The organism is Paenibacillus sp. FSL H7-0703, assembly GCF_038003485.1.
Taxonomy (GTDB): Bacteria; Bacillota; Bacilli; order Paenibacillales; family Paenibacillaceae; genus Paenibacillus; species Paenibacillus polymyxa_B.
Genome location: NZ_JBBOPF010000001.1, coordinates 1304047 through 1324596 on the forward strand (window position 1 = coordinate 1304047; position 20550 = coordinate 1324596).

Below are 20550 nucleotides of genomic sequence, written 5' to 3' on the forward strand. Positions count from 1 at the left end.
AGTCATATAACACATTGAAATCTGGGGCACAATCCCCTTGATACCACTATATACGTTATTTTCCAGTCGTCAACAATGATGATCTGTCTTTAAAGTTTATAAAAAAAAAGACTTGCCATCCTGAAATGTTGTGCTTATAATTACACCTAACTTGATACGGTAACAAATTTCAATGACGAGAACGAGTAAGCTATACAGCGGATTTGCAGAGAGTTGGGGCAGGTGAGAGCCAACATTCCGAGGGTAGCCGAACGCCATCTCTGAGAAGCGGGCTGAACCTGAAGTAAGCTCTGCCGCCTTTCCAGCGTTAACCGGAACACGTATTGATGGATACGTGAACAGAGTGTCATTTCGTATGGAATGAAACTAGGGTGGTAACACGGGTATAAACTCGTCCCTTTACAGGGGCGGGTTTTTTTGTTTTTCAAAAAGGAGGAAATCATCATGACAAATGTATCGACAGCAGTATCTATAACCGATTTTTTGACTCCAGCTGTACGGGAAATGCCACCTTCAGGCATCCGTAAGTTTTTTGAATATAGTACAGGCAGAAAAGATATTGTATCGCTTGGTGTCGGTGAACCTGACTTTGTAACCCCTCAACATGTCAGAAAGGCCTGTATCACAGCACTGGAAAATGGTAAAACATCATACACACCGAATGCTGGACTTCCTGAGCTTCGTGAGGAGATTGCCGGGTATCTGGAGAGCAGCTTTAGCACATCCTACAACCCGACAGATGAAATCATGGTTACCATTGGGAGCAGTGAAGCACTGGATTTGGCACTACGCGCTCTGATCACCGCACACGATGAAATACTCATTCCGGCTCCATGTTATATTTCGTATTCGCCCATCACGTTTCTGAACGGAGGACATACCGTAACGGTTGAAACCTCTGCGGATCAGCAGTTCAAGCTAACAGCTGAGGCACTCCAAGCCAAGCTGACTCCACGATCCAAAGTGCTTATTCTCTGTTATCCGAATAATCCGACGGGTGGGGTGATGACCTATGAGGATTGGTTGCCGATTGCCCGCCTGGTTGAGGAGCATAATCTTGTCGTTATATCAGACGAAATATATGCTGAACTGACCTATGGACAGAAGCATGTAAGCTTCGCTTCTCTGCCGGGAATGAAAGAGCGTACCCTGCTCATCAGCGGCTTTTCCAAAGCATTTGCGATGACAGGCTGGAGGGTCGGCTACGTGTGCGGCCCAAGAGAGTTGATTTCAGCTATGCTGAAGATTCATCAATATACCGCCATGTGCGCTCCTATTATCGGGCAAATTGCCGCTATTGAATCCCTGCGTAACGGGCTGGAGGAAAAAGATCGTATGATGGAATCCTACAATCTGCGTAGAAAATGGTTCGTTGAAGGCCTATGTCAGACAGGACTGCCATGTCACGAACCAAACGGTGCCTTCTATGCTTTTCCCTCCATTATGCACACAGGGTTAAGCTCAGAGCAGTTTGCCAAGCGGTTGCTGGAAGAAGAAGGAGTCATTACTGTACCCGGTTCCGCATTTGGCCCAGGCGGCGAGGGCTTTATCCGCTGCTCATATGCGTCATCGCGAGAACAGTTGGAAATGGCTTTGGAACGCATTAGCGCATTCTTGAAACGTCTATAAATGCGATTTTTCCTATCATAAAATGAATATGAACACTGGATAAACACTACCGTAGCAGCTTCTGAATAAGCTTTTTCTGGTGTGCTGGCAAGCCTTCTGGCCATTCCCCTACACGGCAATAACAAATGTTGGAGATTTCGGCGCTTGGTCGGAAAGCACCCGGGAGTCCGGACATCCTAATCTTTAGGATGTCCGGTATTCAGAACGTTTTGCACAAAATCAGTCTTGGCCTCCGTGTACGCTTCACGATCATGCTGATTTTCCATCGCCAGCCGCCTTTTTAATACATCATATTGCTGAATCAGCTCAGGCTGTTCACGAAGTCGGTTCCGAAACAACAGCTGCCGATCCCAATGCTCATCAGATTTCAGTATGAGATGCAGATGTCCCTTTCTTTGATCCTGTTTCACTTTAACCAAAAATCTTCTCCATTCCCGACCGTCCAATTCAGGCGGAACATAGTTCCAGCCTGCTGGTTGTAAAGCAGACACGATCTGTTCCAGTTGATCCCATGATTCTAATTTTGCCATTATGTCAATAATGGGCTTAGCGGAAAGATTGGGAATTGCCGTGCTTCCTATATGTTCGATTTCCGTCACCTTAAACGGCAGTAATAACTCCCGCAACTGGTAAATGATCTTTAAGCCCTGCTCTGACCAGGCAGGATCAGGATTCACTATTTTTACAGGCTCCGTAGCCCACACCGGCCAATGTTCCTGGTTTTGCTCCTCATGCATTCATGATCCCCCCTAATTTCTACTCATGTATTCTCTCATTCAACTGTATCTTTTTTAATATCCTTAACACCATCTTGTAACTTACGGGTGTATAACTGAGCATTTTCCGCATCAAAACAAACAAAAATAATCTCATTCAAAGCCGCATGTTCACGTACAAAACGTGTCACTTCCTGTATAGCAATATCCGCCGCCTTTTCTTTCGGGAAACGGTAGATGCCTGTGCTGATATTCGGAAAGGCAATGCTTCGTGCATTCAGTTTTAAAGCTAATTGGAGTGCATTATGGTAGCATTTCGCCAATAGCTCCTCTTCTTGATGGTCGCCACCATTCCACACAGGACCAACGGTATGAACAACATTCACGTTTATCTAAGTTCAATTTGGGTATTCATTAATCCTCCTCCTCTCGTAAAAAATCATCTTAGATAACACCCATTATTAATATCAAAGGTCGCTCCCGTATAATGCCTGGATCTTTTCGATAGCAGAAACAGGACAGTATAAGCAACATCTTCTGCTTTTAAAGGCTCAGGAATTAGCTGATGATTTGTATATTCCTCCTTTCTCCAATCAGGAATATGATCCATCATTGGAGTACTTACCATCGTTGGTGCCACAGCATTAACTCTTATATAAGGTGAAAAATTCATGGCACAGCTTTTAGTAAAGCCCAATATTGCAGCTTTTGATAATCCATAGATCGCATCTGAGCTTCCTTCCATTCCAGAAACAGAAGACATATTTACGATAATTCCCTGATGCTTCTTCTCAATCATGAACTTTCCAAAAAATTGCGAGAAATATACACATCCCTTAATATTTATGTCCAGCACCTTCTCTATTTCTTCCATACCATAGTCGAGTATATTCTTTCCTCTATAAACACCTGCATTATTGACTAAAGCTGTTATGTCCGGGTGTTCTCCCTTAATGTATGTAAAAAAATCAGTTACTTCCGTATAGTTACTTATATCTATCAGATAGGTGTACAAACTTGGTGAATTCAGTTCAGCCTCAAGTTCGTTTAAAGAACGTTTATTCATATCACACGCAATAACACTTGCGCCTTCCCTTAGACATTGCTGAGTAATTTCCTTTCCAATGCCGGAAGCAGCTCCTGTTATAATAACTTTCATTTTATTAAGCAATGAAGAAACCCCTCTCTCGTTCGGTATATAGTTTTACTCAAAATACCTCTCTCAAGTACTATCAGCTATATGAAAGAAACTTACTTCAGTAACATAAGTGCAGTCGCAACCGAATGATCCACAAAAGAACGCTCTGGACGCGACTTCATCATCACGGTAATCCCAATTAACAAAGAGACCATCGTATGGGCCAGAGCTCGTGCGTCCATGCTAGCCTCCAGCTCTCCTGATCTTATACCACGCTCGAGGGTTTCCTGAAAGACGGCAGAAAGATACATCTGATGTTCTCTGGTTAAAATCTCAAATTTCTCATCATGAGGGGCTAATTCTACCATCGTATTAATACAAAAGCATCCTCTATTAGGCCCATCCTCGTACTCTTCTGCCACGACTCCTCCAAAAAAATTGTAAAACGCTTCTTTTACAGAAGAATTGCTTTGTAGTCTAGAGCGTACATAAGCAGCGTGGGATTGCGTATATTTGCGCAGCGCAGCTTCGAATAATTGCTTCTTGTCTCCAAAGGCAGCGTAAATGCTAGGGCGCTGAATTCCCATTTTGGAGGTTAAATCACTTAAAGATGTAGCCTCGAATCCCTTTTCCCAAAAAATTCGCATCGCTGCATCCAACGCTTGATCTTCATCAAATTCCCGTGGTCGAACCATAAGCAGCTCCTTCTTTTCATATCGTTCAGTATATTAAGATTGTATGATCACGATAAGAAACTGTCAAATATGTACATGATGAACTCTTGACATTTCATATATACACGAGTTATATTGACCTAAAATCATTACATACCAATCGGTATATTATACTCAACGGTATGTAAATTACAGAAAGCGACGTGGTATGTGAAAATGAAGACGTCAGAAGAAAAAGCGGTACTCCTCCCTCATCAAACGGTAGCAAATGCTGCCGAAACAGCCCCCATTCCCTCCCTGTCCCGATCTGTGGCACTCTTGTTTGCCATAGCCTGCGGGCTGGCTGTCGCTAATATTTACTATGCACAGCCATTGCTGGATGCGCTGGCAAACGAATTTGGCATTACGCACTCATCGGTAGGCATGGTCATTACCATCACGCAAATTTGTTATGCGTTGGGATTATTGCTGCTCGTCCCGCTTGGCGATCTTTTGAATCGACGGCGACTGATTACAGGGCAAATGCTGCTATCCGTGCTGGCACTAATCGTGGTTAGCTTTGCTCCTACCCGTACAATACTGCTTATGGGAATGGCAATGGTTGGTCTGCTGGCTGTAGTCACTCAAACACTCGTGGCTTTCGCCTCTACCTTGGCTAATCCGACTGAACGTGGGCGTATCGTAGGTCTGGTGACCAGTGGAGTCGTTATCGGCATTCTGCTGGCACGAACCGTGGCCGGTGTATTAACTGATCTGGCAGGCTGGCGTTCAGTTTACCTTGTTTCAGCTATACTTACGCTGTTTATGGCTGGAGCTCTGTTGCGGGTGTTGCCAAAGAACGAACCCACAAGTACGACACTTTCCTATCCGCAACTGCTCCGCTCGGTTATCGTACTATTCTTGCAAGAACGAATTCTGCGTATTCGTGCTGTCCTTGCATTGCTCATTTTTACGGCGTTCAGCATATTGTGGACTTCGCTTGTGTTACCTCTCAGTGCACCCCCATTGTCTCTTTCACATACTGCTATCGGGGCCTTTGGTCTGGCTGGAGTCGCCGGGGCATTAGCAGCAGCACGAGCAGGGCGTCTTGCCGATCAGGGCTTGGGACAACGGACGACGGGTATCTCACTAGTTGTGTTGCTGCTGTCCTGGTTACCTATCCGCTACACCGAGCATTCTCTGTTCGCTTTAGTTCTTGGCGTCATTCTTTTGGACTTGGCGGTACAGGCTGTACATGTCACCAACCAAAGCTTGATTTTCAATGTGCGCCCTGAGGCACGGAGCCGACTTACTGCAGGCTACATGATATTTTATTCCATTGGTAGCGCTACCGGGGCCATTGCTTCCACTCATATGTACATCTATGCCGGATGGAACGGGGTGTGTCTATTAGGAGCTGGTGTCAGTGCTCTGGCTCTCATCTTTTGGGCTTTAACTCGACGTTCAACTTGATGGAGAGACTGCTATTGATTGAATCAGAAAAACCGCCGGGTCCACGACAATGACCGGCGGTTCTCTTCTGTCACAACAAAATATCACTTGATTGCAATATAAATCAAAACAGGTCCATCAGGACTGCCATACACTTCAAAATCACCTGTGTATGTCCGCTCCCCTTGTCCCGTGGCAGCCCACTCCCAGATCGTCTGCCATACACGGAAGACAGAAGAGGGTTCCTGAGTTGCCTGAAAAATGGCGTAGCGTGCAGCCGGGATGACAAGTTCTTCAAGGTCATCAGGAGTTTGGAAATCTACGGCCGCTTCCTTCCCGATAAAAAACGTATACTCGCCCAAAGCTCCGTTTTCATAGTCAGTATAGCAACCATAGACAGAAGCATGTCCTGCTTTTTCCTTTATCCGACCAGGCACGTCCTCACTCCAAAAACGTTCCCACATGTTTGGAATGATCCCGTGAGATGTTTGTTCATTCTGATTACTTGTACGTGCTTTCAGTCCAATCAAACGGATATCACCTCGATATTCCTCCCGAATGGGTCCATCCAGTGTAAGCCCCGTATCCTCTGAGGACCGCCATCGTTTTAAATACGGCAGGTAATTGCGCAGCATCGAAGTCGCTTCTTCTTCCTGCATCCCCTCCTCTACCAGGATAGGCACACACTGCTGAATCATTCCCTCCATAGTCAAGTCAGGCTGTACAAATTCGCCTTCCTTGTAACAATACTTGCAATACTCATCCGTTTTTTGATGTTGTGCATCCGTTCCATATTGGTCCTCATGCTCTAGCGGCATCCCGCAACTTTGACAAGCTTTATCCATCCTCGTAAATCCCCTTTCGCTAACTGATATCAGGTATGCCACCAGTATAACGAAACAAACCTGACAACTATGGGTCAGGTTTGTTTTACTTTAACTAAGATTTCCTTTATGATTCCTGAACTTCTTCATAATTAGACGCAATACGCAGCGCCATCTTATGAATCTTGTCACGCAAATGGGCTGGTTCTTTGACAACCACATCCGGTCCCAGGCTTAAAATAAATCCGTACGCCCATGCATCCTCAGGAAACGGGACCGAAACCGTATAGATCCCTTCCTCCTGCTCGGTCAATGCTTCTACGCCAAACCAGTCCTCCGCCAGATGCCTTGAGTCACGGTTAAATTGTAGCGTAAATGGTTGTACGGCTCTGGATACCTCCATCCGCCCCTCATTCCACGGCAACACTTCATAAGAAAGATCCCTGCGAGCAAAAACTGTCTCTGTAACCACAGGGTCACTCATGCGCGAGAGTTTGAATAGACGAAACTGCTCCCTATCGGGACAATATGCATATACAAACCATTGTTGTCCTTTCAGAACGAGCGTATGCGGTTCAACATTCCGTTCCGTTATGGCTCCCCCCGCATTTCGATAGGTAAAGGCGACAGTGCGCGCTTGGCTCATTGCTTCTTTTACCTTTATCAATTTGCCTTCCTGCGCAGCCCGATTTCCCCATCCCGAATGATCGACGATAAACTGTGTGGTATGGACACTAAATTGTTCTTTCCCAGATTCCGGTATAATACTTTCAAATTTATGAAGTAACCGCGACACATTCGGGCCGCCCAACGACGAGGACAAACTCTGCAAACCCATCACGATATCCTTTATATCATGATCCGTCAGCATACTGCGATCCAGGCGGTATCCTTCCATCAGACCGATTCCCCCATTGGCTCCCTGATAAGTGACCACCGGAATACCTGCCATACTAATCGCTTCAATATCTCTATAGATCGTCCGGATCGAAACCTCATATAAATCAGCCAGTTCCTTCGCTTGTATTCTATTTTTCTTTAGCAGCAAAATGACGATAGAAAGCAATCGGTCAATTTTCATTTTTTCAAAACCTTTCGTCATTAATAAAAATAAGCCATGAACTCCTCATCATATCCCTGACCGTGATATTCCAAAGCATTCTTTTCTATACCATAGGTTTCAAATCCCAATTTCCTATACAGCTCAACAGCAGCTTGATTGGTAGTCACCACACTCAGGTTGATTTGCTTCAAACCTTCCACTTTTCTACCTTGGCTGATAACTTCCAATAAAAGTTTTTTAGCGATCCCCTGGCCTCGATAGGTCGATGGTACATAAACTCCCCAAATTGCTCCCTTATGCTGCGTCTTTATTTTCTGCTCTCTTCTAAACCCGGTCATGCCAACCAGCTGATGATCCTTTGTAAATGCACCAAGTATGTAATGATCTCGTTTATTTTGTATCTGCTTCACCACATCAGATAGCGGAACTAGTGCGGCTTCCTCATAGGAGGTTCCAAAAGCTTCGGGGTTCATTTGTAGGGCTTCCAATCTCAAATTCCAATAAGCCTCAGCGTCTGCTGGTTGTATGTTCCTAATTAAAACCATGGCTTCCCGTCCCTCCGAATGTTTTCCTTCATCTTACTCTATCTCTTATCTAAAATGAATCTGTTATTCTTCGATTAAAATAACCTCAGGTGCTCTATCCAGCCGGATAGAATGCCTGAGGTTTCAATAACTCCTTACAAATTATGACTCGTAGCGCTTCAGCACAATGACCGCATTATGACCACCGAAGCCGAAAGAATTAGATAGCCCAATATTTAGTGGAGCCTTGCGCGCTTCGTGAGGCACATAATCCAGATCGCAAACCGGGTCCGGATTGTCCAGATGCATCGTTGGTGGAATGATGCCCTCCCGTAGGCTTTGCACAAGCGCAATCGCTTCGACCCCGCCCGCAGCTCCCAGCATATGACCCAGCATGGACTTATTCGCAGTAACCGGAATCTGATAGGCATAATCACCAAACAGCTTATGGATTGCAAGGGTCTCAGCGGCATCCCCGACAGACGTACTCGTTGCGTGGGCGCTAATCACGTCCACTTCTTCAGGGGAGATGCGGGCCGAATGAAGGGCTGCTTTCATAGCCAAGTAAGCTCCGGTTCCTTCGGGATGCGGTGCAACCATGTGATAAGCATCCGAACTGGCTCCATAACCGATGACCTCACCATAGATTTCCGCACCACGGCGGATAGCGTGTTCCAGTGACTCCAGTACCAGAATACCTGCACCTTCGCTCATGACAAAGCCGTCTCGATCCTGATCAAAAGGTCGACTTGCTATAGAAGGCTCCTCGTTACGTGTGGACAAGGCAGTCGCATTAGCAAAGCTTGCCAAGGCCAATCTAGTCACCGCCGCTTCAGTTCCACCAGCAAAAATGACATCCGCATCTCCTGTGCGAATCGTCCGAAACGCCTCTCCAATTGCTGTATTCCCAATAGAGCAAGCCGTCACGGGTGAAAGCGTAGGTCCCATCGCTCCAAACGCGATACTAATTTGAGCAGCTGCCATATTCGAAATCATCATGGGTACCAGCGTCGGGCTAACTCTACCCGGTCCACGATGTAGCAGAACATCTACATTGTTCACCAACGTATCCAAACCGCCGACTCCCGATCCCACATAGACACCTACACGCTCCAAATCGGTGTGATCCAGTTCCAGACCGGAATCCTTAAGCGCTCGTTCTGCCGCATATAATGCAAACTGAGTAAACCGATCCATTCGTCTAGCATCTTTACGTCCCCATTGCTTTTCTGCATCAAAATCCTGTACCAGTCCAGCAATTTGTGCTTTCAAATCGGACACATCGAATGTATCAATTTTACGTATACCTGAATTGCCTTCCAGCAAATTCTTCCACAACGTGTCCACTTCATTACCTAGTGGGGAAACGACACCCATACCTGTTATCACTACTCTTTGCATAAGCTATTCATTCCTCCTGCTCGGTGACTTACTTATAATCCTCATTTTACCCTTGTCTTATCCTATTACAAGTGTTTGTTTATCCTGGTATAATGAACACTACTATAGTAAACGCCTTATTTGCTCACTTCGGATATACCCATTGAATGGAGAGAAAATACCTATGAAAACGGAAGCACGTCTGGAAGCACTATCTGTTTTTCTAAAAACAAAAAGGGCCCGCCTACACCCACATATGGTCGGTCTCCCCCAAGGATCACGTCGCAGAACACCAGGCTTGCGCAGAGAAGAAGTCGCTCAGCTGGCAGGTGTCAGTACGACCTGGTATACCTGGCTGGAGCAAGGACGAGATATTAAGGTGTCCGCCTCTGTGTTGGATGCTATTGCTGCCGCATTGCAGTTGAACACAGACGAGCGCAAATATTTGTATGATTTGGCGATCGAGGCCGGGTCTCACAGCCTTCCTGTTCCTGCAGAGCAGGCCGTCATTTCCCCCTCTCTGCAAAAGATCGTACAAGAGCTACACTACTGCCCTGCTATTATTTCAGATCGGCGTTGTCATATTGTCGGCTGGAACGCCGCTGCTGCTCATGTTTTTATGGATTTTGCCGAGCTACCACATGAGCAACGCAATATGATTGAACTGCTATTCACCAAAAAGGAGTTTAAAAGTCTAGCCGTGAATTGGGAACACTTTGTAAAGGGGTTCCTTGCAATTTTCCGCGCTTATTACGGACAATACGTAACAGACCCCTGGTATGCACAATTTATACAAAATATGAGTCAGACCTACCCAGAGTTTAACGAGCTTTGGAATCAGAGTGAAGTAAGCTCCGCGCCGGAGGTGCTCATTGAATTTCGTCATGCCAAGGCTGGCAAAATGCTATTTGACCTGACTTCTCTTCAGGTACAGGGCAGTGTTGATCTCCGTTGCAGCATCTACACCCCTAATGCGCAGACCTCTACGGAAAGTAAACTCCAAAAGTTAATGGAAGGCAGCTAAAGGATTTCATCCCTCCTGTTATGAAGATATCTTTTTCCGTCCATACTACATCTACGATCTGTGCTAAATAGATGCCACATATGTGACAGAACCAAGAGCTTCAACTGTGCTACTACCAGGAGGGAGGGAATCATCATGAAAGCCAAAACGACAAGTTCCCCGCACATACCTAATCAAGCGCCACTGCCTGTTCCGGTGCAATTTGATCGAAGCTGGCAGGATGAGCTGGACCAGCGGCTGCGCAAAGGTGGCCCTTGGGGAGATTGGAATCTGTATCAGCTGGCCATTGAGGCTGAAAAAGTCAAACTGGTGCCGAGCTTTGATGAGCTTCAATGTCTACAGCATTTGCAAGACCTCACTCCACTACCCCATCAGCTGGATACCGCTCGAAAGGTACTGTTTCAAATGTCCGGACGTGCCATTCTTGCCGATGAAGTCGGCCTAGGCAAAACAATCGAAGCTGGAATGATCCTAAAGGAATATCTGGTTCGCGGGCTGGCTTCCAAAGTGCTTATTCTTGTACCCGCATCTCTGGTCCTACAATGGGTACGTGAGCTGAACAGCAAATTCGGTATTCCCGCTGTCGCCCAGAAAAAAGCGTATTCATGGTCTTCCGAGGTCGTCGTGGCCTCTATGGATACCGCCAAGCGGGAGCCCCATAGTAACATCCTGCTAGATACCGATTATGACCTGCTCATTATAGACGAGGCTCATAAGCTGAAAAATAAAAAGACATCCAACTACCAGTTCATTATGAAGCTGCGTAAAAAATATTGTTTGCTCCTGACAGCAACACCTGTACAAAACGATCTGTCTGAGCTGTTTAACCTGATTACACTGCTCAAGCCTGGTCAATTGGGAAGACATGGCGATTTTTCAGCCAACTTTGTTGTAGATAAACGTCTGCCCAAAAATGAAGATCAGCTCAAGGATGAGCTATCTAAAGTCATGATCCGCAATCGTCGCGGAGAAGGCCCGGTTCAATTCACCAAACGAAATGTTTCCAACATTCACTTGGAACTTTCGCCGGAAGAGCAAGCGCTGTACGATGGGGTGACCTTTTTTGTCAAAGAGCAATACCAGGCGAATGGCGGAAATTTAAGTAGCATGCTGTCTCTCGTCACCCTTCAACGGGAAGTCTGCAGCAGCCGGGACGCTGTGTTCGTGACGCTGGTCAATTTGTCTAAAAAGATGGCCCCAGACTCTCCCCTACGCGATCGTGTCTGGGATTTGGTTGCACATATTAAAGCGATCAAGGCCAATTCCAAAGCAGAAAAAGCGCTCGAACTTATCCGTCAGATGAACGAAAAAGTGATCATTTTTACAGAATACCGGGCCACACAGGAGTATTTGCTGAACTATTTCCGTGACCGTGGCCTATCTGCTGTTCCTTATCGAGGCGGTATGAACCGTGGACGCAAGGATTGGATGATGGATCTGTTCCGTGGGCGCATTCAGGTCATGATTGCCACCGAAGCGGGTGGTGAAGGCATTAACCTGCAATTTTGTCACCATATGATTAACTTCGATTTACCGTGGAATCCCATGCGTGTGGAGCAGCGGATCGGACGGGTGCATCGGCTTGGACAGACGCATGATGTTAATATTTTCAACTTGTCCACAACCGGAACGATAGAGGAGCATATCCTGCATCTGCTGCATGAAAAGATAAATATGTTTGAGATGGTCATTGGCGGATTGGACGTTATTCTTGAGAAGTTTGAGAAAAAAGAATCCATTGAAAAAAGTCTGTATAAGATCATGCTTGAATCCAGTAGCGATGATGAAATTCGCAAAAAAATGCAAAAGCTGGGCCACTCGCTGGATTCCATCAAGCAGGAAATGGAACAACTGCGCACAGACCAGCCAAACACCGAGGATTTATTAGGCCTAGCAGACAACACGGTTCCACCGGGCAAAGCTCGACGCAGTGTGAAGGGAGGTCGCTAGTTTGACCATGGATGCCCAGCAAGTCCAGCGTTTTGTCCACACCTATCTGGAAGCTACCGGATGCAGTGTCATTGAGAGGTCGCCCCACCATGTAACCGTCAAGCTTTCTCCAGAAGCGGATAAAGCCTTAACAAACCGGCCCTACTATTGGGGATACGTAGAGCGTACTGGCGTTCCAGCGCAGACGATGTCCTTCACTTTCATCTTTGATGGGGAAGCCTATCGCACAGAACAGGAACGTTTAGCAGATCATACGCCCCCAACTCCAGCATCAGGCAACGCAGCACAAGATCAGGTCATGGGGCGTTACTTCGGTCATGTACCGACATTACCACAATTGGGACCTGGACGTATTCTGCAGGAGGAGCTTCGATATGGAAGCCGTCGGCTACATCAAATTTTTGAAGCCGCACGAGATGGAGGAAAATATGTTTATTTGTTTGAGCAGCCTGATGCCCGTCAGCTGTCTGCCCGCTCTCCCGTAGTCTATGAAGCTTGGCTCAGCATCTGCTATAAGATTGAATTCGCCTGCGATTTGAAGCGTGAAGAACTTCAGTGGCTAGGTATTTCCCTCAAAAGCGGCACCATTGTAACCGATTTTGGCGCCATGCTCGAAACTCGACAGCTCAGCCCGCTGCTGGCGGGTAATATGCATGTGCAGCCTGCCGAGTTATCTGTCCCTGAAGCTTCTAGCTCGCTTGAAAGCTACCTCACCGAACAGCTCCGTCAGCAAGATTATGATTGGGCTGAGCAGGCGAAGGAACGATTGCGCGAGGAATTGGAGGTTATTGACCACTACTATGATGATCTAATCAAGGAGCAGAAAGAGGAAGAGGATAAAAAAGAAGCCATATCAGAGCAGCATCAAGCCCGCCGTAAAGAGATGGTATGGCAATATGAGCCCAAGGTACTCGTATCCGCCATTAACTGCGGGATATTTCATCTGCGGTAACCGATATCTCTTGCTCCTTCGCAGGAGAGTTGCAGAGGTATCGTCAGCTTGTAACATCTTGCTTCAGCCTACATCAGTTTCCGCTGCTGTAACCACAAGTTTGGTTAAACATGTCTCCTATGTATCGACAGCAAAAAGCGAACCTGGATACGACATTTGCGCCGACAAGGTGCAGCAGTCTTTTTATCGGACAGGCTGTATGCTGTATAAAAAGAATGCCTCCGTCGGGCAATCAAGCCGACAGAAAGGTGGATTTCATTGAAGAAGAATCATTCCGGGCACTATAGCATAGGTATGATCGCAGCTGTTCTGATCGGCCTGTCCGCAGTCTGTCCGTTCGCTTCCATTCATGCGGCTCCCTCAATCGCTCAAGGCAACAATTTAAACTTGGTGTCTCTCTACAACAAAAGCTCCCGGGTTCCTCCATTGAACTCCACGAGTCCTGCTACTCCTTCCCCGGGTGACGTTTCAGCAAGTTTTCCTACTGAGGTGCAAGGCGTGCCCGCAGACGTAAAACAGACTGTAGACAACATGGTACAATCCCTATCGTCGCAGCCCCCTTTTGCCTCGTGGAAAGATGCTGAGCTTAGCTATCATCCGCTCGGACCTGGAACCCATAGTTGGCTTGTTCAAGTAAACCGTGCGGGAGAATACATCGGCTACCTGATTATCGGATCAGACTCAAATGGCGCATATCAACTCAACGAATATGGGAATGGTCCGGGTGGACCTTATAGTATGGATATACTTCGCCAATCTCTGGTGTCGCTCACAGAAACCGATCTTTCATCTATCGACAAGCTGCAAATCACACCTATGTATGAGGAACCGCTACTAGCCTACTGGCTGGTGCGTTCCTCTACAGGCAGCGAAATATGTATTGATGCTGTAACTGGCGATCCGTTACCTGAAGAAGTGGCAGATGGGAGTTGGAAACATAAGCTCCAAAACAACGTGTTCTCTTCATCTGTACCCTTTTTGAAAACACAGGCGCAAGCAGTTACGGTCTCGTCTGCTCCTTTCGATCCCTATGACGATCTGGGTTGGCTTCAACCCAAGCAAAAACTTTCTGTCCGTAACACAGCCCAATTTATGGATACACTGAGTATTTCACCGCGTATTATATTTTCTGCCACAGGTATCAATTTTGTCTTTGGAGGTCCCTTATCCATTAGTGGGTATCAGTCCTGGATATCCCCAGATCATCCGTCCCAACCCAATTTATATGCGTTAACCTACCATCATGGACTTTCCCGATTTGTACCATTAAAACAGTTATTGTCAGCTGGCGAATTTTATCGTTTGGACTCCTAGTTATTAAGAAACACGAAAAGATCGGAATGATCCCTACAACATAAAAAGAGACCTCAAATGGCATTCCCTATGCCTCTTGTGGTCTCTTTGGCGAGTTTAATGTCGCTCCCTTCGCCCTCTGCGTGTGGATTTCATCCACATTTTCAGAGCGAGAGGCAACATGCCAAACCATTTGCTCCCCCACGGCTCTCTGGCTTGTTTTTGACTGCGCCGAACATCACGCGGCGTTTCCATATAGCGAACAATCCGCTGCGTAATATACGTCACCAGTTCGTCACTTTTCGCCATCCTCCATAACCTCCTCCAATCTGCGCCTATTATTTCCATTTACATTGCTTGGAAATATCGGATTCACACGTTAGGTGCAGATAAAACTAGCTTGCTCATTTTCCAAAAGGTCTAACCCCTGTGGAAATAACTATGCATGGTTTCCCTTAAATGGAACATACTATCTTCAACATAACAGTTACCCCAAGGCTAATTGTCATATTGAAGGCAGCTACGCTGCTTTAGGTTTGATACCTGTTATGCATGGTTTTTCAGTAAATAATCAATTCGTCCACTGGAGGAATAGAATGTGAGAAAAAAAAAGTTAAACAAAATATGGCTGACATGCTTGGGGTTCAGTCTATGCATCCTTTGCAGTGCTGTATTCGCCCCATTTACCTATATAGCTGCTCAGCCCGACGAGAAAAGTAACGAACCGAACAAGTATATAGATAGTCCATCCAACGTACATTCGTCCTATCACGCTTTTGCCAAGCCCGTTGTCCTGATTGATGTAGGCCATGGCGGTGTGGATGGTGGAACAAGTCACAAAGGAATTTTGGAAAAAGATATCAATCTTGCCATTGCTCAAAAGCTGTACTTGATTTTACGCTCCCAGGGATATCCTGCTGTCCTGAATCGGGACAAGGACTACGCACTGAGTGACGACAACCGTTGGCTGCAGTCCAAATCCCGGCACCTTAAAGACCTCGCCCAACGGAAAAGCTTAACAGAACAATTGCCCACCGCTTTGGTTGTAAGCCTGCATGTCAATTGGAACAAACGTGCCGAAAAACGGGGACCCATTGTACTGTATCAGGATGAAGGCAGCAGCTATCTGTTAGCTGAACGGATTCAGCATTCATTAAACCGCTTATTTTGCATGAATAGAAAAACAGTGTACGGAAAGCCCTTTTATCTTTTGAATAAAATTCAGCATCCTGCTGTAATTGTAGAAACTGGATTTATCAGTAACGAACAGGACAGAGCTATACTTTCCGAGGATCGTGGTCAAAAAAGCATTGCCGAAGCTATTGCCGAAGGCATTATTGCGCATCTGACGGCATGGTAGTGTTGGTGGCTGGGTCTCCCGTCCATCCCCATACAGCTCGTACCAAATCGCTAATACCCACAAATTTGGCGTGCTCCTTTAGCTTGGGAACCGACGAATGAAGAGCGGAGGATGTGTACATACCAGACACGCCGACGTGCCCAATCGTTACGCAGGTGTTGTGCTCATCCAGCCATTCAACCACTTTTGTAAGTTGCCGATTCACATGGGCGAGGTTATGGACATCATCCAGAAAAACATCATTTCGTACTGGTGGCATTCCCTTTTTAGCGGCAAGCTCAGGGACCACTGACCAATAATTAGTACGGCTATCGACAAAAAATAGTCCATGCTCCTTACAAACATCAAGAACAATGGACATAATGCGCTTATCCGAAGTGACCTTTGAACCCATGTGGTTGTTCATCCCTATCGCATAAGGAACATCCTTAATGGCTGCTGTCACCTTCGCACGTACTTCTTCATCCGTCATATTAGCCTTAATTGCTCCAGGCCCAAGCCATTCGGGCTTCCCCTGCTTTGGCTCCATTGGAAGATGGACGATGACATCATGACCGCGCTTATGCGCTTCCATAGCGTCCTGCTTGGTTGTAGGCAGGAAGGGCATCACAGCAACGGTAATCTTAACGGGTAAATTTAAAATTTGCTCAGTTCCTTTCATATTGTTTCCCAGATCGTCAATAATGACAGCAACCATCTTTTGCGGCTCGTCCTGTTTGTCTATTGCTTCTGCAACACCAGTACTACAGACCATGAATAACATGCATACCGAAATACAGAGTACTACGGTTCTTCGCATTTTGGAGCTTGAATGGAATACAGGTACATAAGCTGGCTCTTTCCGAGCGCGAGATTCCTTTAAAGCCTTTTTTATTATATTTCTCATGTGCAGCTTCCGTCGTGTACTCATTGCGGGTCAGCCTCCTTCTCTGTCCCTTCATTGTGTGAGTAACGTCGTCTAAATATGTATAAGGCAGATCCATGGAATACTCCCTGATCTGCCTTATCGTGCGTAGAAACGTATGTTAAAGCCGCTTACCAGTTCTTATCAATAAATTCATCACGACCTGATTGGGCCCGATCTTCCTTATAGTGCTTCACGTTTTTCTTGTGGTAATCCTGATGATAATCCTCTGCAGGATAAAAAATCGAAGCAGGAAGAATCTCCGTTACAATTGGCTTATCAAAGCGTCCACTTTGTGCCAACTGCTCCTTGGACTGTTGTGCAAGCTCACGTTGCTGCTCTGTATGATAAAAAATTGCTGGTTTATACTGTGTACCCCGGTCCTGAAATTGACCTTCCCCGTCGGTAGGATCTGTTTGCGGCCAATATAATTCGAGCAGCTTTTCATAAGGAAACAGCCCAGGTTCAAAAGTAATCTGCACCACCTCGTAGTGACCTGTAGTTCCTGTTTTAACCTGCTCGTAGGTCGGATCGGGAATCGTTCCTCCAGTGTATCCTGACACAATGCCATGAATGCCCGGCTGTTCTTCAAACGGAGTCACCATACACCAGAAGCATCCACCTGCAAAAGTCGCTTTCTCCATCTTACATCCAACCTTTCAATAACTTCATCTTAAAATTTTCTATCATATCTGGAAATCCATAGTTTGCGGGAAGACAAGAAACGTGTTCAGCTTAAACTATGAGCAAATCCCCGGAAATATAAGAAAAAGGTCTCTAAAACTGCTACGAGAGCAATTCTATAGACCTTTTCTAATAGATGCGGTCGAGAGGACTCGAACCTCCACGGGGGGTTAGCCCACACGGACCTGAACCGTGCGCGTCTGCCAATTCCGCCACGACCGCATATAAGTTGTCGTTTATCCTCGAAAGATCAATCTTTCTTAGCGACAAGATAGATCATACCATGCTCATATCGAGATGTCAAACCTTTTATGTTTGTTAATTTCCTCTTGATAAAAAAGGAATAATAAACTAAAATAAGAACATAAGTTCCTGGGAACGAAGGTTCCTTTTCTTCATTCGGTTATGAATTATCATCACATTTTCCTAAGGCGGTGAATGGTAATGATCTCTTTAGATACTACTCAGCATGAATGGTCTCTTGTGAAAAGTTATCTACTCCTTACCTTTATTCAAAAAGTATTTGAGCGGGACAGCCTAATTCTTGAAGAAAGCGGTATGCTGAAAACCCCTGGTCTTTATGTCGAAATGGTTAACGCAGGTGTAGATCGTACCGGGATCCTGCTGTCTGAAATAAAACATGAATTTAATAAATATCACATTCATGTTCTGGACATACAACAAAACCACTCCGGCGTTCACGCCACCTATATAAGTAAAGGCAATAAAGAGCAGTTCAGTATGGCAATGCCAGCATTCCGCAAAGAAATGTATGAGCGGATGCGAGCATATCTCGGGCTCTCAACCTCTATGCCCCATACAGCTGCCCTTCCTTTACTAGAGAAACATCGCCCCGAATTACCTAACAATACAACATCCAAACCTCTACGCATCGTTGAACGAAGTTTGGTTACATCCTCTTTGGCTTATAAGCGTAAAATGTCTCGCCCTGCTGCTTTTGCCGCAAGCAGAAGAGCATAATCCCCGCACAACCAACACGCAAAAGAAAAGCTTCCGCAGACACCAAGTGTGCGCGGAAGCTCCTTTCCATATTCATCATATATCCAAATCGATCTATAACCGCTATGACGAAGTATAAGCACATCAATTAATGATTCGCCTTATTGCAACGCCTTCTGTACACGCGTTACCCCTTGGCTTAGAGCATGTCCTCCACCTACTGCTGCGGCTACAGCAATGGTCTCCATAATTTCCTGATCACTGGCTCCTTTGGACCGCGCCTCGTCCACGTGATAAAACGTGCATACCTCATTGTTGGCAAATAAGCCAATGCCTAGCGCAATCAGTTGCTTGGTTTTCTCATCTAAGCTGCCGGCTTGAAAGCACTCTCCGGTAAAACGATGATATGCATGAACTACCTCGGGCAACTGATCTTCCAAATGGCTGATTTGATCCTTGTATGCATGTACTTTTTCGTCCATAACCGTCATTGACACAGCACGTCCTCTCTGTTGGATTTTCCTTCATTACTGTGTCCGATTTAGAGTTTCTGTATGCCTAATGAATCACCCAGTTATTTTTATCCAACACCCATTTGAGAACCCATTCCTAATCCAGATCTATCGGATTGTGACGCGGCTCGCTGAACGACTGGTATGTATAGCTGCGATCCAATTTGACCACACGTCGATTCTGGCGACGAATAAGCACCTGTTCCTCATCCCATGCCAGTACAATGCCCACAACATCGTTGGACTCCAATCCATCGCGTACGACACGCACCTTTTCACCGGAGAGTCGATAAGCATCCAATTCTTCGTCCATAATCATCCTTGTCCCCTCCTTATTCACTTTTTTAACATAACGATCATGGTTCTATATACATGAAAAAAGTTTAAAAAGAGACCTAAACGAATCATTTAGGTCTCTTCTCTCTTACTACTTATATGGATTGCCAACAGAGCGACAAATTATCCCGACTGATTCACACTGTGATCATGTTCTTTTGTATCGTTCTTCTCATACCAGAAGTCCAGCACTTGTGCAGACAACACTCGCTGATCTACATACTCCACTTGGTGAGCAGTAAATTCTTCTTTCCAAGAGAAGGACAATTCTTCGCATAGGTTAACCAACGTCAACAACTCAGACCAGGCCACATAGCGTTTATACCAAAAAAACTGAGGATGTTCAATCATATAGGGATACAAATCGTCGAATTCCGTATGCTTACAATCCAAGGCACGCTCAAAGTGTACTTTAGCCGCTGCCAGTTTTTCCAGAAAAAACTGTTCGGTCAATTGTTCTTTCCCCATGTTGCTGCCTCCTCTCCAAAACCTTATCTATATTATAAGCGAAATTGAAGCTCATGCAAAGGTTATTATTAGAAATAAGGATCAGGAGTTTTGAATTGTTACTATTCAGCAAACTCAATCTTGCCGTCAGCTAACGACGAAATTTTGACCAATGACTCTACACGAATACCCTGCTCACGGATGGTTCTCGCTCCGGCCTGAAAGCTTTTTTCCACTGCGACACCAAATCCAACCAACTCCGCTCCGGAGCGTTGAATGATTTTAACCATACCTCGCGCCGCATCACCATTAGCAATAATATCATCAATGAACAGAACACGGTCATCTTCGTGAATAAATTGACGAGACAGCATAATATCCGTAACAATACCTTTTGTAAACGAAGGTACGCGTTCACACAGCGCGTCTGGATCAGCTAATAGGGTCTTTTTACGACGAGCAAATACCAACGGTACACCCAATTCCAATGCTGTCGCAAACCCGATGGCAATGCCTGAGGACTCCACGGTCACTACTCTGGTAATCTTCTCTTCCCGGAAACGTGCTGCGAACTCTCGTCCCATTGCCATTGTCAGTTCTGGATCAACCTGGTGATTAAGCAAACCATCCAGCTTCAGCACCTGATCTGATGCAATCACGCCTTCATTTAAAATTCGTTTCTTTAATACTTCCATTACATGACCTCCCACGGCAATCCTATGCGGTAAAAGTACCATACTTCACCCGCC

Annotated in this window: 23 protein-coding genes, 1 tRNA gene and 1 other annotated feature; of the genes, 8 read left to right on the forward strand and 16 right to left on the reverse strand. The window is 45.8% G+C overall.

Going from position 1 to position 20550, the window contains the following annotated elements:
* Positions 1-163 precede the first annotated feature (163 nt).
* Positions 164-402 (forward strand) — a binding site (T-box leader).
* A 42-nt stretch (positions 403-444) separates the two neighbouring features.
* A complete protein-coding gene (locus MHB46_RS05245) occupies positions 445-1629 on the forward strand; it encodes an aminotransferase class I/II-fold pyridoxal phosphate-dependent enzyme (protein WP_061828572.1) in 1185 nt (394 codons plus the stop codon).
* A 176-nt stretch (positions 1630-1805) separates the two neighbouring features.
* On the opposite strand, the gene MHB46_RS05250 is transcribed toward MHB46_RS05245, so the two are convergent.
* The 4 genes from MHB46_RS05250 to MHB46_RS05265 all read right to left on the reverse strand — a co-directional run bounded on the left by MHB46_RS05250 (position 1806) and on the right by MHB46_RS05265 (position 4178).
* On the reverse strand, positions 1806-2366 hold the full coding sequence (locus MHB46_RS05250; RefSeq protein ID WP_341161773.1) for a GrpB family protein: 561 nt from the start codon (positions 2364-2366) through the stop codon (positions 1806-1808).
* Between the two features lie 35 nt (positions 2367-2401).
* Positions 2402-2731 carry a macro domain-containing protein gene (locus tag MHB46_RS05255; protein ID WP_341161774.1) on the reverse strand — a complete coding sequence of 110 codons (330 nt, stop codon included), beginning with the start codon at positions 2729-2731 and terminating at the stop codon, positions 2402-2404.
* A gap of 53 nt (positions 2732-2784) precedes the next feature.
* Positions 2785-3516 carry an SDR family NAD(P)-dependent oxidoreductase gene (locus MHB46_RS05260; RefSeq protein ID WP_069291647.1) on the reverse strand — a complete coding sequence of 244 codons (732 nt, stop codon included), beginning with the start codon at positions 3514-3516 and terminating at the stop codon, positions 2785-2787.
* Between the two features lie 80 nt (positions 3517-3596).
* Positions 3597-4178 (reverse strand): TetR/AcrR family transcriptional regulator, encoded by a 582-nt coding sequence (locus MHB46_RS05265; RefSeq protein WP_069291646.1) that lies wholly within the window; start codon positions 4176-4178, stop codon positions 3597-3599.
* A 195-nt stretch (positions 4179-4373) separates the two neighbouring features.
* Here MHB46_RS05265 and MHB46_RS05270 point away from each other — a divergent pair, with 195 nt between their 5' ends.
* On the forward strand, positions 4374-5609 hold the full coding sequence (locus MHB46_RS05270) for an MFS transporter (protein WP_341161775.1): 1236 nt from the start codon (positions 4374-4376) through the stop codon (positions 5607-5609).
* Between the two features lie 83 nt (positions 5610-5692).
* On the opposite strand, the gene MHB46_RS05275 is transcribed toward MHB46_RS05270, so the two are convergent.
* The 4 genes from MHB46_RS05275 to fabF form a co-directional block, all read right to left on the reverse strand.
* Positions 5693-6433, reverse strand: coding sequence for a zinc ribbon domain-containing protein (locus MHB46_RS05275; RefSeq protein ID WP_341161776.1), 741 nt, complete (start codon positions 6431-6433; stop codon positions 5693-5695).
* A gap of 106 nt (positions 6434-6539) precedes the next feature.
* The gene (locus tag MHB46_RS05280) at positions 6540-7493 is read right to left on the reverse strand and encodes a helix-turn-helix transcriptional regulator (RefSeq protein WP_061828692.1); all 954 of its coding nucleotides are present in this window, start codon (positions 7491-7493) and stop codon (positions 6540-6542) included.
* 20 nt (positions 7494-7513) lie between these two features.
* Positions 7514-8020 (reverse strand): GNAT family N-acetyltransferase, encoded by a 507-nt coding sequence (locus MHB46_RS05285; protein WP_061828577.1) that lies wholly within the window; start codon positions 8018-8020, stop codon positions 7514-7516.
* A gap of 141 nt (positions 8021-8161) precedes the next feature.
* On the reverse strand, positions 8162-9400 hold the full coding sequence (gene fabF / locus MHB46_RS05290) for a beta-ketoacyl-ACP synthase II (protein WP_341161777.1): 1239 nt from the start codon (positions 9398-9400) through the stop codon (positions 8162-8164).
* Between the two features lie 163 nt (positions 9401-9563).
* On the opposite strand from fabF, the gene MHB46_RS05295 reads away from it, so the two are divergent.
* The 4 genes from MHB46_RS05295 to MHB46_RS05310 all read left to right on the forward strand — a co-directional run bounded on the left by MHB46_RS05295 (position 9564) and on the right by MHB46_RS05310 (position 14619).
* A complete protein-coding gene (locus MHB46_RS05295; RefSeq protein WP_103047982.1) occupies positions 9564-10403 on the forward strand; it encodes a helix-turn-helix transcriptional regulator in 840 nt (279 codons plus the stop codon).
* A 135-nt stretch (positions 10404-10538) separates the two neighbouring features.
* Complete coding sequence (locus tag MHB46_RS05300; RefSeq protein ID WP_341161778.1) at positions 10539-12353, forward strand: DEAD/DEAH box helicase; 1815 nt, start codon at positions 10539-10541, stop codon at positions 12351-12353.
* A gap of 1 nt (position 12354) precedes the next feature.
* Positions 12355-13305 carry a YqhG family protein gene (locus MHB46_RS05305; protein ID WP_328802330.1) on the forward strand — a complete coding sequence of 317 codons (951 nt, stop codon included), beginning with the start codon at positions 12355-12357 and terminating at the stop codon, positions 13303-13305.
* Between the two features lie 258 nt (positions 13306-13563).
* Entirely contained in the window at positions 13564-14619 is a 1056-nt protein-coding gene (locus MHB46_RS05310) for a hypothetical protein (protein WP_341161779.1), read from the forward strand.
* A 96-nt stretch (positions 14620-14715) separates the two neighbouring features.
* On the opposite strand, the gene MHB46_RS05315 is transcribed toward MHB46_RS05310, so the two are convergent.
* Entirely contained in the window at positions 14716-14907 is a 192-nt protein-coding gene (locus MHB46_RS05315; protein ID WP_029516735.1) for a YqzE family protein, read from the reverse strand.
* Between the two features lie 289 nt (positions 14908-15196).
* Here MHB46_RS05315 and MHB46_RS05320 point away from each other — a divergent pair, with 289 nt between their 5' ends.
* Complete coding sequence (locus tag MHB46_RS05320; RefSeq protein WP_341161780.1) at positions 15197-15958, forward strand: N-acetylmuramoyl-L-alanine amidase; 762 nt, start codon at positions 15197-15199, stop codon at positions 15956-15958.
* Here the strand turns inward: MHB46_RS05320 and MHB46_RS05325 are convergent.
* The 3 genes from MHB46_RS05325 to MHB46_RS05335 form a co-directional block, all read right to left on the reverse strand.
* Positions 15933-16868 (reverse strand): divergent polysaccharide deacetylase family protein, encoded by a 936-nt coding sequence (locus MHB46_RS05325; protein ID WP_341161781.1) that lies wholly within the window; start codon positions 16866-16868, stop codon positions 15933-15935. The genes MHB46_RS05320 and MHB46_RS05325 overlap by 26 nt on opposite strands.
* 125 nt (positions 16869-16993) lie before the next feature.
* Positions 16994-17506 (reverse strand): peptide-methionine (S)-S-oxide reductase MsrA, encoded by a 513-nt coding sequence (gene msrA, locus MHB46_RS05330; protein ID WP_341161782.1) that lies wholly within the window; start codon positions 17504-17506, stop codon positions 16994-16996.
* Positions 17507-17683: 177 nt separating this feature from the next.
* Positions 17684-17768: transfer RNA gene (locus MHB46_RS05335), tRNA-Leu, on the reverse strand.
* A gap of 222 nt (positions 17769-17990) precedes the next feature.
* Between MHB46_RS05335 and MHB46_RS05340 the strand changes: the two genes are divergently transcribed.
* The gene (locus tag MHB46_RS05340) at positions 17991-18527 is read left to right on the forward strand and encodes a hypothetical protein (RefSeq protein WP_341161783.1); all 537 of its coding nucleotides are present in this window, start codon (positions 17991-17993) and stop codon (positions 18525-18527) included.
* A 140-nt stretch (positions 18528-18667) separates the two neighbouring features.
* Here the strand turns inward: MHB46_RS05340 and MHB46_RS05345 are convergent, their stop codons facing one another.
* The 4 genes from MHB46_RS05345 to MHB46_RS05360 all read right to left on the reverse strand — a co-directional run bounded on the left by MHB46_RS05345 (position 18668) and on the right by MHB46_RS05360 (position 20496).
* The gene (locus MHB46_RS05345) at positions 18668-18997 is read right to left on the reverse strand and encodes a carboxymuconolactone decarboxylase family protein (protein WP_013309744.1); all 330 of its coding nucleotides are present in this window, start codon (positions 18995-18997) and stop codon (positions 18668-18670) included.
* A gap of 118 nt (positions 18998-19115) precedes the next feature.
* The gene (locus tag MHB46_RS05350) at positions 19116-19337 is read right to left on the reverse strand and encodes a hypothetical protein (protein WP_061828588.1); all 222 of its coding nucleotides are present in this window, start codon (positions 19335-19337) and stop codon (positions 19116-19118) included.
* A 140-nt stretch (positions 19338-19477) separates the two neighbouring features.
* Positions 19478-19822 (reverse strand): hypothetical protein, encoded by a 345-nt coding sequence (locus MHB46_RS05355; protein ID WP_007429850.1) that lies wholly within the window; start codon positions 19820-19822, stop codon positions 19478-19480.
* A gap of 101 nt (positions 19823-19923) precedes the next feature.
* Positions 19924-20496, reverse strand: a complete 573-nt coding sequence (locus MHB46_RS05360) for a xanthine phosphoribosyltransferase (protein WP_013309742.1) — start codon at positions 20494-20496, stop codon at positions 19924-19926.
* Positions 20497-20550: the final 54 nt, after the last annotated feature.